The sequence below is a fragment of the Ideonella sp. WA131b genome (assembly GCA_023657425.1).
Classification (GTDB): domain Bacteria; phylum Pseudomonadota; class Gammaproteobacteria; order Burkholderiales; family Burkholderiaceae_C; genus Rubrivivax.
Window position 1 is genome coordinate 2,033,191 of sequence record JAGTJW010000001.1, and the last position, 13,282, is coordinate 2,046,472.

Here is a 13,282-nt window from a genome sequence, read left to right on the forward strand (position 1 = left end):
CGGGTTCCAGACATCCAGCCCGCGAGTGGGCGCGGGCACTGGCGCGTCTGGCGCCCTTCAATCTGTTCGGGGCCCCGTTCCAGTAACGAGGCGGTAGGTTCTCTCACGACGCTCTGCCACCACCCCGGCCGTCGCGCCGTGTCACGTGGGGACACGGCCTCGGCCGCCGGGAGGGCGTTGCATCCGCTCTTGGCCGCGGGCGTCGGACGGATCCGATGCCTCGCTGCCCTGTCACGTTCAACCGCGGTGCCCGCGTAGACTTCCGAAAAATCAAGCACTTACGGCCTGAATGTGACCCTGCGCAGTATACGCGCCAAATCCACGGCAGCACCCTCGAGCCCAGCCCCCAGCGCCGTCCAGTGGCTGACCGTGGACGCCGAAAGCGCCGGCCAGCGGCTCGACAACGTGCTGCTGCGGCTGCTCAAGGGCGTGCCCAAGACGCACGTCTACCGCATCATCCGCAGCGGCGAGGTGCGCCTGAACAAGGGCCGTGCCAGCGCGGACAGCCGCGTCGCCGAGGGCGATGTGGTGCGTGTGCCGCCGCTGCGCCTGCCGGCGGGCCGCGGCGGGTCAGGCGGCGAGCCGCTGGCGGCGACGGCGCCGCCGCGCGAGTTTCCGGTGCTGCTTGAAGATGAGCAGCTCCTGGCCATCGACAAGCCCGCTGGCGTGGCCGTGCACGGTGGCAGCGGCGTGAGTTTCGGCGTCATCGAGCAACTGCGCCGGGCGCGGCCGTCGGGCGGCTTTCTCGAGCTTGTGCACAGGCTCGACAAGGAGACTTCCGGCATCCTGCTGCTGGCCAAGAAGCGCAGTGCACTCAACGCCCTGCAGGACCAGTTCCGTGCCCGCGAGACGGCCAAGGTCTACACGGCACTGGTCTTCGGTGCCTGGCCGGCGAGGCTGAAGGTCATCGACCAGGCGCTGCTCAAGGGCCTTGACGCCGCGGGCGAGCGCCACGTGCGGACCGTGGCGGCCGACGCCGAGGGCGCGCAGCGGTCCATCACCCTGGTGCGCGTGGCAGGCGTCTATGCGGGCGCGACGCTGCTGGACGTGACGCTGAAGACCGGCCGCACGCACCAGATCCGCGTGCACCTGGCCAGCCAGGGCCACCCCATCGTGGGCGACCCGAAGTACGGCGACTTCGCGCGCAACAAGGGCTTCGCGCGGGAGACCGGCTTCGACCGCATGTTCCTGCACGCCTGCGCGCTGGCCTTCGATCACCCGGCCGGCGGCGCGCGCGTGGCGCTGGAGTCGCCCCTGCCCGCACCCTGCCAAGCGCTCTGCGACACACTTCCGGCCCGCGACTGAACTTCTGCCATGCCGCAACGCCGCTTCGACCTCATCGCCTTCGACTGGGACGGCACGCTGTTCGACAGCACGGCACTGATCGTGCGCTGCATCCAGGATGCCTGCCGCGACCTCGACCTTGCGGTGCCCAGCGATGCGGATGCCTCCTACGTCATCGGCCTGGGCCTGCAGGATGCGCTGCGCCACGCCGCGCCGGGACTGCCTGCCGAGCGCTACCCCGAGCTGGGTCTGCGCTATCGCGAGCACTATTGGGCGCACAAGGACGATCTGGTTCTGTTCCCCGGCACACTGGCCATGCTTCAGGCCCTGAAGGTGCGCCATCACCTATTGGCCGTGGCCACCGGCAAGAACCGCCGCGGGCTCGACGACGCGCTGGCACAGGCCGAGCTGCACGGCGTGTTCGACGCCACGCGCACGGCCGACGAGACGGCCGGCAAGCCGCACCCGCTGATGCTGCGGGAGCTGATGGCCGAACTGGGCGTGGCACCTGAGCGCACGTTGATGATCGGCGATACCACGCACGATCTGCTGCTGGCGCGCAATGCCGGCACGGCCAGCGTCGGCGTGAGCTTTGGCGCGCACGAGCCCGAGGCCTTCGACGCTTTCGGCCCGTTGGCGGTGGTGCACAGCACTGGCGAGCTGCACCGCTGGCTGATCGACCACGCGTGAGCGCCGGCATCGCCCCCGAGCTGGCGCGCCTGCCGCTGTGCGCGTCGGCCGAACTGGCAGAGCGTGGCCGCGCGTTCGGCTGGGCCGTGCTCGAGCACGGCCGGCCGCAGCGTGCGTTCGTGCTGCGCATCGATGGCCAAGCACGGGCCTACCTCAACCGCTGCCTGCATGTGCCGGTGGAGATGGACTGGATGCCCGGCGAGTTCCTCGACAGCGAGCGCCGCACCATCATTTGCTCGATCCACGGCGCCGCCTACGACCCGGCACACGGCCAGTGCGTGGGCGGCCCTTGCGGCCGCGGCCGGCTGACGCCGGTGCCCGTGGCCGAGGAGGGCGGGCAGGTGTATTGGTATCCTTCCAAAGACCTCCGGCCGGTGCCCGTTGATGAGCCACCGCCCGCCACCCCCGCGGTCCCACCGCCCGCCCCATGAACGCCCCCGATCCCAGCCCCCCGCCGGCCGCGCCCGCCCCGACGCCCGAGCCATTGAGCGTGACCGCCGCCGCCGCGCTGGCCGACCAGCGCACCGCCGCCAAGGCAGTGCCACCCGGCCCGTCCGGCCTGGAGGCCACCGTCGAACGACTGGGTGCGCAGTGGCTGGCCTACCAGCACAAGGAGCGCCGCTGGCGGCTGTTCTTCCGCTTCACCTGGCTCCTCGTGGTGCTGGTGGCGCTGGTGCTGCTGTTCGGGCAGTCCGCCGGGCCGTCGGCGCCCAGCACGCCGCACACGGCGATGGTCGAGGTTCGGGGCGAGATCGCCATCGGCAGCGAGGCCAGTGCCGATCGCATCATCGCCGGGCTGCGCGACGCCTTCTCTGACACCGGCGCGCAGGCCGTGGTGCTGCGCATCAATTCGCCTGGCGGCAGTCCGGTGCAGGCCGGCATCGTGCACGACGAGATCCTGCGGCTGAAGGCGCTGCACAAGAAGAAGGTTTACGCGGTGGTCGAAGAGATGGGCGCCTCCGGGGCCTACTACATCGCCGTCGCGGCCGACCAGATCTACGTCGACAAGGCCAGCCTCGTGGGCAGCATCGGCGTGCTGATGGACGGCTTCGGCTTCACCGGGCTGATGGACAAGCTCGGTGTCGAGCGCCGGCTGATCACCGCCGGCAGCAACAAGGGCATGCTCGACCCGTTCTCGCCGTTCAACCCGAAGCAGCGTGAGCTGGCGCAGGCCATGCTCACGCAGATCCACCAGCAGTTCATCAAGGTTGTGAGGCAGGGCCGCGGCGAACGTCTCCAGGGTGGCGACGACATCTTCTCGGGGCTCGTGTGGAACGGCGAGGAGGCCGTGAGGATCGGCCTTGCCGACGCGTTGGGCAGCCTGGACCACGTGGCCCGCGAAGTCATCAAGGCCGAGGACATCATCGACTACACGCCGCGCGACAACGTGGCCGAGCGGCTGGCCAAGCGTTTCGGCGCCGAGGTCGGCGCCGGGGCCGTCCGTGCGCTTGGTGCCGCTGGGGCTTTCGATGCCGGTGGTGGCGCGCCGTTGAAGTGAGAAGGTGTGAACGACGGCACTTTCGTCACGCTGCAGCACCTGCTGCCCAAGCACGCGATCACCCGGCTCGCCGGCCTGGCGGCTGGCGCGCGTGGCGGCGCGCTCACCACCGGGGCCATCCGCTGGTTCATCGGCCGTTATGGCGTGAACATGGCCGAGGCTGCCGACCCCGACCCGGCCGCCTACGCCAGCTTCAACGAGTTCTTCACCCGGCCGCTCAAGCCTGGCGCGCGGCCGTTGGCCCATGCCGAGTGGATCTGCCCGGTGGACGGCGCCATCAGCCAGTTCGGCGCCATCGACGGCGACCGCCTCTTCCAGGCCAAGGGCCACACCTACACCACAGCCGCGCTGCTCGGCGGTGATGCGCAACTGGCGCGCCACTTCCAGGGGGGCCACTTCGCCACCCTCTACCTGAGCCCGCGCGACTACCACCGCATCCACATGCCACGCGCCGGCCGGCTGCTGCGCATGCTGCACGTGCCTGGCGCGCTGTACTCCGTGAACCCGGCCACCGCCCGAGGCGTGTCGGGCCTCTTTGCGCGCAACGAGCGCGTGGTGTGCGTTTTTGACGACCCGGTCGCGCCGCCGGGCCAGCGCCTGTGGGTGCTGGTGCTGGTGGGTGCCACGGTGGTTGGCAGCATGGCCACCACCTGGCATGGCATCGTCAACCCTCCCCGACCCGACAGCGTGCGGGACTGGCGTTATGCCGACCAGCGCATCGAGCTCGCCCAAGGCGACGAGATGGGCCGCTTCCTGCTCGGCAGCACGGTGGTGATGCTGATGCCGCCCGGCCCGCTGGCCTGGAACCCGGCCTGGACGCCGGGCGGGGCCCTGCGGCTGGGCGAGCCCATGGCGACGGAGCCGAAGCTGGTGGCGCCTGCCCCGCCCGCGTGAAGCGCCGCCGATGAGCTTTGCCGCGCGCGTGGACGCCCGCGGCTGGGCGCAGCTGCTTCTGTGGGTGGTGCCGCTGCTTTGGAGCAGCAACTACGTCATCGCGCGTGCCGCCGACGGCGTGATCGCGCCGCATGCGCTGGCGGCCGGGCGCTGGCTGGTGGCGGGACTGCTGCTGCTGGTCTTCGTCTGGAAGCCCCTGCGCGAGCACCGCGCGGCGCTGCGCCGCGAGTGGGCGCACCTGCTGGTGCTGGGCCTGCTCGGCATGTACATCTGCGGCGCCTGGGTCTACCAGGCCGGGCGCAGCACCAGCAGCGCCAACATCGCGCTGATCTACGCCGTGACCCCGATGACCATCGCGGCCGCCTCGGCCTGGGCGCTGCGCGAGGCCATCAGCCGCTGGCAGTGGCTGGGCATGGCGCTGGCTCTGGCGGGGCTGCTGTTCATCATCACCAAAGGCGACCCGGCCCGGCTGCTGGCCGTGGAGTTCGTGGCCGGCGACCTGTGGATCACCGCCTGCGCCGTGGCCTGGACGGCCTACTCGGTGCTGCTCAAGCGTTGGCCCTCGGCGCTGCCGCCGCTGGTGCGGCTGGTGACCATCATCTTTGGTGGCCTGGTGGTGCTGCTGCCGGGCGCCGTGCTCGAGGCGCTGCTCGTGCCCACGCCGCCCTGGAGCTGGGCCGCAACGGGCCTGGTGGCTGTGGCGGCACTGCTGCCGGGTGTGCTGAGTTACGGTGCGCACTCGCTGCTGCAGCGCGAGCTGGGCGCCTCGCGCACGGCCATGATGCTCTACCTGGCGCCGGTTTACGGCGCGGCGCTGGCCTGGCTGCTCCTGGGTGAGGTGCCCGGCTGGTACCACGTGGTGGGCGCGGCGACGATCCTGCCGAGCATCTGGATGGCGTCGCGGCGCTGAAGCGCAGGCGCTGCGAGTCCGGCCTCTGGGTGCGCTCAAAAGCAGTTCACGTTCGACCGCCGCAGCGTCACGCCCTGGAACCCGATCGCAGCGACGCCGGACACGCGGCCAAGCCGAAGGGTGTCGGCGGCGAGGCTGCCCACGATGCCTGCCGTCGCCGCCGTGGTCCCGTCGTGAAGGCCCTCGGCGGTGGCGCGTCCGTCGAACACCCATACCGGCGCGGGCTGGCCGCGCCGGAACATCGTCACCGAGACCCGCTGGTAGTGCTGTCGCACGAACACGCCCGCCTCGGGCCCGCACCACCAGCCCGCCAACGGAGCCGGCACCACCCAAAGGTGCACGCTGCTCTTCTTGTCGCGGCCGATGGGCTTGTCCGGCGCGTCGATGACCACGCTGCGGTCGGGCTGCCAGTCGCCCAGATCCCAATCGTGGCTGACGATGCGGGTGCCCGGCCTCGAGGCGAGCAGCCGCTCGCGCAGCTGCAGGTTCACCTGCGGCAGCAGGTACATCGTGATCACGCTGTAGGGCGTGAGATCGAGCGCAAAAAGATCCTGCTCGCGGAACTCGGTGCGCGCGGCCACGCCGGCGGCCTGGGCCGCGGCGCGGCTCCTCGCGACGAGCTCGGGCACGATCTCCACGCCCAGGCCGCGCGCGCCGAAGCGCCGCGCGGCGGTGATGACGATGCGGCCATCGCCCGAGCCCAGGTCCACCAGGTGGTCGGTCGGGCCCACGCCGGCCAGCTCCAGCATCGCCAGCGTCACCGCGTCGGGCGTGGTGATGAAGGGCACCTCGTCCTGTGCCACGGCAGGGCCGGCGAGGGCGGCCAAGCACGGAGCGAAGCCGCCCAGGCGCAGCGCCAACGTGGGCTTCACACGGTGGGCAGCTGGTGCGTCTTGAACTGCTCGCGCAGCTTGTTCTTCTGCATCTTTCCGGTGCCGCCCAGCGGAATCGCGTCGGTGAACACCACATCGTCGGGTGTCCACCATTTCGCGATCTTGCCCTCGTAGAACGCGAGCAGCTCCTCACGCGTGACCGTCATGCCGGGCTTCCTGACCACCACCAGAAGCGGCCGCTCGTCCCACTTCGGGTGGTAGGCGGCGATGCAGGCCGCCATCGCCACCGCCGGGTGCGCCATGGCGATGTTCTCGAGGTCGATCGAGCCGATCCACTCGCCCCCGCTCTTGATGACGTCCTTGCTGCGGTCGGTGATGACCATGTAGCCCTCGGGCGTGATCTTGGCGACGTCGCCGGTGGGGAACCAGCCGTTGCCGTCGGCGTCCCGCACCAGTGGGTTGCCGCCTTCGCCCATGAAGTAGGTGTCGATGATCCAGGGCCCGCGCACGAGGAGATCGCCCGAGGCCTGGCCGTCCCAGGGCAGCTCGGTGCCGTCCTCGCTGGTGATCTTCATGTCCACTCCGTAGAGGGCTCGGCCCTGTGTGCTCCGCACGGCGAGCTGGCCCTCGTCGTCGAGCGCGTGATGAGCTGCCTTGAACGCGGCGGCGGTGCCGATCGGACTCATCTCGGTCATGCCCCAGGCGTGGATCACCTGCACCCCGTAGGCGTCACGGAACTTGCGGATCATCGAAGGCGGGCAGGCCGAGCCGCCGATGGCGCTCTTGCGCATGGTGCTGAAGCGCAGGCTGTTTGCTTCGACGTGCGCCAGCAGGCCCTGCCAGACGGTGGGCACCCCGGCGCTGATGGTGACGCGCTCGCTTTCGAAGAGCTCGTACAGGCTCTTGCCGTCCAGGCCCGGGCCGGGCAACACGAGCTTGGCGCCGGTCATCGGCGCCAGGTACACGATGCCCCAGCTGTTGACATGGAACATCGGCACCACGGGCAGGATGGCGTCCGAAGCGCTGCAGCCCAGGCAGTCGGGCAGCGCCGCGGCCATGGTGTGCAGGACCGTGCTCCGGTGGCTGTAGAGCACGCCTTTGGGGTTGCCCGTGGTGCCGCTGGTGTAGCACAGGCTGCTGGCCGTGTTTTCGTCGAACACCGGCCAGGCGTAGTGGTCGCTGGCCTGCTCGAGCAGCTCTTCGTAACACAGCAGATTGGGCACCTGCGCAGCCTGCTCGGCCGGCGGCATGTGCGCGCGCGCGGTCATCGCCACCCAGTGCTTCACCGTCTTGGTGCGGCCCGCCACGGCCCGGATCAGCGGCCAGAAGCTCATGTCGAAGAACATCACCTGGTCTTCGGCGTGGTCGGCGATGTAGACGATCTGGTCGGGATGCAGGCGCGGGTTCAGGGTGTGCAGCACACGGCCGCTGCCGCTGACGCCGTAGTACAGCTCCATGTGGCGGTGCGTGTTCCAGGCCAGCGTCGCGGCGCGCGCGCCGGGCGCCACGCCCAGCGTCTGCAGCGCGTTGGCCACCCGGCGGGCGCGCGCCCCGAGCTCGCGGTAGCTGATGCGGTGGATGTCGCCTTCGACGCGTCGGGACACCACGAGCTGGTCGCCGTGGTGCCGTTCGGCATGAACGATGAGCGACGAGATCAGCAGCGGCAGCTGCATCATCTGACCGAGCATGGGTGATTTCTCCTGTTGATGGACTTGCGGGGCCGTGCCCGGGTGCCGAAGAACGGCGGCACGTGCAGAACGGAACAAGGCGTCCCGCGGGCTTGAAGACGAGATTGATCGCCCGGGCAGGACAGGGTCCGATTTTCGGAGGAGCCTGCCCCTGCGCAGTCCTTTCGTCGTCGACAAGCGCGCCCGGTGTTTACCCTGAGCAGTGCTGGGTCAGCCTGCGCGCAGCGAGCCGTTGTCGATGCACCAGCGCGTCCAGATCCGCCGTCAGGAGGGCGCCATCGCGCACCACGGGACGGCCGTTCACCACGCTGAAGCCCACACGCGCCACCTGGCACAGCAGCAGCGCGGCCACCGCGTCGTCGGCGCCGGCCAGGGCGACGTCGGTCAGCGGCACACCGATCAGGTCGGAGGCCATGCCTGCTGCCAGCGCCCCCACATCGTCGCGGCCCAGCACGCGCGCGCCGCCGAGCGTGCCGATCTCGAGCATCTCGCGGGCGCTCATGGCATCGGCACCGCGGTCTGCGCGCTGCAGCAGCAGGCCCAGGCGCAGTTCGGCCAGCAGGTGGCCGCTGTCGTTGCTGGCCGAGCCGTCCACCGCAATCGCCACGGGCACACCGGCGTCGCGCATCGCGCGGATGGGCGCAATGCCCGAACCCAGCCGCATGTTGGAGCCGGGGCAGTGGGCGACGCCCGTGCCGGTGGCGGCGAAGCGGCGGATGCCGGCCTCGTCGAGCTTGACGCAGTGCGCATGCCACACGTCGGGGCCCAGCCAGCCGAGCTCGTCGGCGTACTCGGCGGGTGTGCAGTTGAACCGCTCGCGCGTGTAGGCGATGTCGCTGTCGTTCTCGGCCAGGTGGGTATGGAGCTGCACGCCGTGGCGGCGCGCCAGTGCGGCGGCCTCGCGCATCAGCTGCGGGCTCACGCTGAACGGACTGCACGGGGCGACGACGATGCGGCGCATCGAGTAGCGCCGCGCGTCGTGGTGTTGCGCGATAAGCCGCTCGGTGTCGGCGAGGATGGCTTCTTCGTCCTCCACCACCTCGTCGGGCGGCAGGCCGCCGGCGCTGGCGCCCACGCTCATGGCGCCGCGCGCGGCGTGGAAGCGGATGCCGATGTCGGCGGCGGCGTCGAGCGTGTCGTCGAGCCGGCAGCCGTTGGGGAAGAGGTAGAGGTGGTCGCTCGTGGTGGTGCAGCCCGACAGCAGCAGCTCGGCGGCGGCGAGCTGCGTGCTGACGTGCAGCATTTCGGGCGTCAGGCGCGCCCACACCGGGTACAGGCCCTGCAGCCAGGGGAACAGGGTCGCGTCCTGCACCGGGCCCATCGCCCGCGTGAGCGTCTGGTACATGTGGTGGTGGGTGTTCACCAGGCCCGGCAGAACGACGTGGTCGCGCGCGTCAATCACGGTGTCGGCCGTGGACGGCAGGGCCTCGGTGGGGCCGACGGCCTCGATGACACCGCCGCGCACGAAGACGGCGCCATCGGCGATCTCGCGCCGCTGGGTGTCCATCGTCAGCAGCTTCGCGGCGTGGCGGACGAGCAGGGTCGCGGTGGCGGGCACGGCGGTCCTCAGAGTGTGAGAGGCAATCCAATGCGCGGGTGCATTGGATTGCCTCTCACACTCTCAGCTCTCGCGCTTGGGCTGCGGCGCCGGCTGGGGATCGCTCCACAGCCGGCCGGCGGTGGCCCAGTCGCCGCGCTGCACCTCGGTGAAGATGATGTCCACCGACTCCGGCGTGGCGCCGACGGTGCGCACGGCGGCGTCGGTGAGGGCTTGCGCAAAGGCGCGCTTCTGCTCGGCCGTGCGGCCGGCAAACATCGAGACTTGGATCAGGGGCATGGTGTCTGTTCCGGGTGGGCTCAAGGGTTGCGACGGGTGGGGATGTTGACACGCTCTGGCGCCCGCACAGCCCTTTGGCGGGCGGTGCCGACGGCCCAGGTTCGCCAGCGCCTTCCGGCCTCGGGCTAGGAGCGTGGGCGGCAGAAATCCAGCCCCGCGCCGGGGCCGCCAAAGCCGCTGGCGGGTGTTGCGCCGCTGGCGCGGGCGTCAAGCCCGCGCTGCGCGACGGGCCTACGCCAGTGGCTTTGGCCGCCCCGGCGCGGGGCTGGATTTCTGCCGCCCACGCTCCTAGGATTCCCTCATGTCCTGGGCCCACACCGTCGGCGGCACCCGTTACGTCTTCAACGACCTGAAGACCCTTCTCGCCCGCGCCACGCCCGAGCGCAGCGGCGACCAGCTCGCCGGCATCGCCGCCCGCTCCGCCGCCGAGCGCATGGCCGCGCGCTGGGCGCTGGCCGATCTGCCGCTCGCGCACTTCCTCACCGAGGCCGTCGTGCCCTACGAGGCCGACGAGGTGACGCGCCTCATCGTCGACACCCACGACGCCGGCGCTTTCGCCCCGGTGTCGCACCTCACGGTGGGCGGCTTCCGCGACTGGCTGCTTTCCGATGCCGCCGACAGCGCAACGCTTGCCACGCTGGCCCCGGGCCTGACGCCCGAGATGGCCGCCGCGGTCTCCAAGCTGATGCGCTACCAGGACCTGATGCTCGTGGCCAAGAAGTGCCGCGTCGTCACGCGTTTCCGCAACACCCTCGGCCTGCCCGGCCGGCTGGCGGTGCGCCTGCAGCCCAACCATCCCACCGACGACCTGCGCGGCGTGGCTGCCAGCATTCTCGACGGCCTGATGTACGGCTGCGGCGACGCCGTCATCGGCATCAACCCCGCCGGCGACCACCTCGCCGGCATCGGCGCGCTGCTGCGGCTGATCGACGAGCTCATCCAGCGCCACGACATCCCCACCCAGGGTTGCGTGCTCACGCACGTGACGAACACGCTGCAGCTCATCGAGCTGGGCTACCCGGTCGACCTGGTGTTCCAGAGCGTTGCCGGCACCGAGGCCGCCAATGCCGGCTTCGGCATCACGCTGTCGATGCTCGCCGAGGCGCGCGATGCCGCGCTGTCGCAGAACGGCGGCAGGGGGCGCGGCACGCTCGGCGACCACGTGATGTACTTCGAGACCGGCCAGGGCAGCGCGCTCAGCGCCAACGCCCACCACAGCGTCGACCAGCAGACGGTCGAGGCCCGCGCCCAGGCCGTGGCGCGCCACTTCAAGCCCTTGCTGGCCAACACGGTGGTCGGCTTCATCGGGCCGGAGTACCTGGCCGACGGCCGGCAGATCGTGCGCGCCGGCCTCGAAGACCACTTCACCGGCAAGCTGCTGGGCCTGCCCATCGGCTGCGACGTCTGCTACACCAACCACGCCGACGCCGACAGCGACGACATGGACGCACTGATGACGCTGCTGGCTACCGCCGGCGTCACCTTCATCATGGGCGTGCCGGGTGCCGACGACGTGATGCTGAACTACCAGAGCACCAGCTTCCACGACGCGGCCGCGCTGCGCCGGCTGCTGGGCCTGCCGCGCGCGCCGGAGTTCGACGCCTGGCTGGCGCGCGTGGGCATCTGTGCGGCCGACGGCGCGTTGTTGCCGGCCCCCGCGCGGCACGCGCTGCTGGCCGATCTGTCCGACCCTCGCTGAGGCCCCGCGATGATCGCGCCCGATCCCTGGACCGCGCTGCGCCGGCACACCCTGGCGCGCATCGCGCTCGGCCGCACCGGCGCCAGCCTGCCCACGGCCGAGTGGCTGCGCTTCGCCGAGGCCCACGCCCTGGCGCGCGACGCCGTGCACACGCCGCTGGACGTCCCCGCGCTGGTGGCCGCGCTGCACCACCACGGCATCGAGCCGGCCTTGGTGGCCAGTGCGGCGCCCGACCGTGCCACCTACCTGCGCCGGCCTGACCTGGGTCGCCGCCTGGCCGATGCCTCGGCCACGGCGCTGGTGCCATGCCCCGGGGGCCTGACCGTGGTGCTGGCCGACGGGCTGAGCGCGCGCGCCACGCAAGCCCACGCGCTGCCGCTGGTGCTGGCGCTGCGTGCCCACCTGGAGGCCGTGGGTGATGCCGCGGGTGTGGCGCTGGGCGCCGTGGTGGTGGCCACGCAAGCGCGCGTGGCGCTGGGCGACGAGATCGGCGAACGGCTGGGCGCCGACGCCGTGCTGGTGCTGATCGGCGAGCGGCCGGGCCTGTCGAGCCCCGACAGCCTGGGCGCCTACCTCACCTGGGCGCCACGCCGGGGCCGCCGCGACGCCGAGCGCAACTGCGTCAGCAACATCCGCCCCGAGGGCCAGAGCCCAGCCCAGGCCGCGGCGCGACTGGCCTGGCTGCTGGGCGCGGCTCGCCGGCTCGGCGCCACCGGCGTGGCGCTCAAGGACGAGAGCGACGTCGGCGCGGCTGTTGCGGCCATCGAACGTCGCGACGATGCGCCCACACGACTTCCGGGACAATCCGCTGCATGATCCGCCAGCGCACCCTGAAAACGGAGACCCGCGCCGTTGGTGTGGGGGTGCACAGCGGCCTGAAGACCGAACTCGTGCTGCGACCGGCGCCGCCCGACACCGGCGTCGTGTTCACGCGCACCGACCTCGAGCCGCGCACACCGATCCCGGTGAACGCGTTCGCCGTGAGCGACACGCGCATGGCCAGCACCATCAGCCCGGGCGGCGACCCGAGTTTGCCCAAGGTGCAGACCATCGAGCACCTGATGAGCGCCTTGGCGGGCCTCGGCATCGACAACCTGTATGTCGACATCTCCGCCGAGGAGGTGCCCATCCTCGACGGCAGTTCGGCGGCCTTCGTCTACGTGCTGCAGAGCGCCGGCGTGGTGATGCAGGACGCGCCCAAGCGCTTCATCCGCGTGAACAAGCCGGTGCAGGTGCGCGAAGGCGAGGGCGCCACGCTCAAGTGGGCGCGACTCGATCCCTACCACGGCTATGCGCTCAGCTTCGAGATCGAGTTCAACCACCCGGCCGTCGACGCCACCGGCCGCCGCGTGGAGTTCGACTTCTCCACCGGTGTCTACAAGCGCGACATCGCCCGCGCGCGCACCTTCGGCTTTGCCAAGGACGTCGAGATGATGCGCGCCCGCGGCCTCGGCCGCGGCGGCAGCATGGACAACGTCATCGTCGTCGACGAGCAGCGGGTGCTCAACGGCGAGGGCTTGCGTTACGACGACGAGTTCGTGAAGCACAAGCTGCTCGACGCCATCGGCGACCTGCACATCGCCGGCCGCCCGCTGCTGGGGCGCTACACGGCCTACAAGAGCGGCCATGCGCTCAACAACCTGCTGCTGCGCAAGTTGCTCGCAGACGAGACCGCCTTCGAGACCGTCAGCTTCGAGCGCGACGCCGACGCGCCCGCCGGCTTCGCCGAGCTGGCGCCGGCCTGGTGAGGAGAGCGCCGCCATGATGATCTTTCGCCTGGTCTTCGGCCTGCTGCTGGTCAGCGGGCTGCTGTGCTTCGCGGTCTACATCGGCACCGGCAAGGCCGCGTGGAGGCAGCGCGGCATCGTCATCGTCAAGTGGACGGTGATCGCGGCACTGGGTTTCTTCGCCGTGCTGATCCTGGAGCGGCTGCCGCGCCTGCTGTAGCG

At 71.0% G+C, this 13,282-nt stretch carries 14 protein-coding genes; 10 read left to right on the top strand and 4 right to left on the bottom strand.

What is annotated here, in order from left to right:
* Nucleotides 1-369: 369 nt before the first annotated feature.
* From KA711_09390 to KA711_09415, 6 genes are read left to right on the top strand one after another with little or no spacing between them, the layout of a single operon-like run.
* Nucleotides 370-1,305, top strand: a complete 936-nt coding sequence (locus KA711_09390) for an RluA family pseudouridine synthase (GenBank protein MCM0609193.1) — start codon at nt 370-372, stop codon at nt 1,303-1,305.
* A gap of 9 nt (nt 1,306-1,314) precedes the next feature.
* The gene (locus KA711_09395; protein MCM0609194.1) at nt 1,315-1,974 is read left to right on the top strand and encodes an HAD-IA family hydrolase; all 660 of its coding nucleotides are present in this window, start codon (nt 1,315-1,317) and stop codon (nt 1,972-1,974) included.
* 20 nt (nt 1,975-1,994) lie between these two features.
* Nucleotides 1,995-2,405: a Rieske (2Fe-2S) protein gene (locus KA711_09400; GenBank protein ID MCM0609195.1), complete on the top strand. Its 411-nt coding sequence runs from the start codon at nt 1,995-1,997 to the stop codon at nt 2,403-2,405.
* The gene (locus tag KA711_09405; protein ID MCM0609196.1) at nt 2,402-3,472 is read left to right on the top strand and encodes a S49 family peptidase; all 1,071 of its coding nucleotides are present in this window, start codon (nt 2,402-2,404) and stop codon (nt 3,470-3,472) included. The genes KA711_09400 and KA711_09405 overlap by 4 nt, the downstream gene beginning before the upstream one ends.
* A gap of 6 nt (nt 3,473-3,478) precedes the next feature.
* Nucleotides 3,479-4,366, top strand: a complete 888-nt coding sequence (psd, locus tag KA711_09410) for a phosphatidylserine decarboxylase (protein ID MCM0609197.1) — start codon at nt 3,479-3,481, stop codon at nt 4,364-4,366.
* 10 nt (nt 4,367-4,376) lie between these two features.
* Entirely contained in the window at nt 4,377-5,276 is a 900-nt protein-coding gene (locus KA711_09415; protein ID MCM0609198.1) for a DMT family transporter, read from the top strand.
* 35 nt (nt 5,277-5,311) lie between these two features.
* Here the strand turns inward: KA711_09415 and KA711_09420 are convergent, their stop codons facing one another.
* From KA711_09420 to KA711_09435, 4 genes are all read right to left on the bottom strand, one after another.
* On the bottom strand, nt 5,312-6,103 hold the full coding sequence (locus KA711_09420) for a class I SAM-dependent methyltransferase (GenBank protein ID MCM0609199.1): 792 nt from the start codon (nt 6,101-6,103) through the stop codon (nt 5,312-5,314).
* 41 nt (nt 6,104-6,144) lie between these two features.
* Nucleotides 6,145-7,797, bottom strand: coding sequence for a long-chain-fatty-acid--CoA ligase (locus KA711_09425; protein ID MCM0609200.1), 1,653 nt, complete (start codon nt 7,795-7,797; stop codon nt 6,145-6,147).
* A gap of 190 nt (nt 7,798-7,987) precedes the next feature.
* Nucleotides 7,988-9,355 carry an 8-oxoguanine deaminase gene (locus KA711_09430; protein MCM0609201.1) on the bottom strand — a complete coding sequence of 456 codons (1,368 nt, stop codon included), beginning with the start codon at nt 9,353-9,355 and terminating at the stop codon, nt 7,988-7,990.
* Nucleotides 9,356-9,418: 63 nt separating this feature from the next.
* Nucleotides 9,419-9,634, bottom strand: a complete 216-nt coding sequence (locus KA711_09435; protein ID MCM0609202.1) for a 4-oxalocrotonate tautomerase — start codon at nt 9,632-9,634, stop codon at nt 9,419-9,421.
* Between the two features lie 301 nt (nt 9,635-9,935).
* Here KA711_09435 and KA711_09440 point away from each other — a divergent pair, with 301 nt between their 5' ends.
* The 4 genes from KA711_09440 to KA711_09455 are packed head-to-tail and all read left to right on the top strand — an operon-like array spanning nt 9,936 to nt 13,280.
* Nucleotides 9,936-11,333 carry an ethanolamine ammonia-lyase subunit EutB gene (locus KA711_09440; protein MCM0609203.1) on the top strand — a complete coding sequence of 466 codons (1,398 nt, stop codon included), beginning with the start codon at nt 9,936-9,938 and terminating at the stop codon, nt 11,331-11,333.
* A gap of 9 nt (nt 11,334-11,342) precedes the next feature.
* Nucleotides 11,343-12,149 (top strand): ethanolamine ammonia-lyase subunit EutC, encoded by an 807-nt coding sequence (eutC, locus tag KA711_09445; GenBank protein ID MCM0609204.1) that lies wholly within the window; start codon nt 11,343-11,345, stop codon nt 12,147-12,149.
* Nucleotides 12,146-13,081, top strand: a complete 936-nt coding sequence (locus KA711_09450) for a UDP-3-O-acyl-N-acetylglucosamine deacetylase (GenBank protein MCM0609205.1) — start codon at nt 12,146-12,148, stop codon at nt 13,079-13,081. Before eutC ends, KA711_09450 begins: the two co-directional genes overlap by 4 nt.
* 13 nt (nt 13,082-13,094) lie before the next feature.
* Nucleotides 13,095-13,280, top strand: a complete 186-nt coding sequence (locus KA711_09455; GenBank protein MCM0609206.1) for a hypothetical protein — start codon at nt 13,095-13,097, stop codon at nt 13,278-13,280.
* Nucleotides 13,281-13,282: the final 2 nt, after the last annotated feature.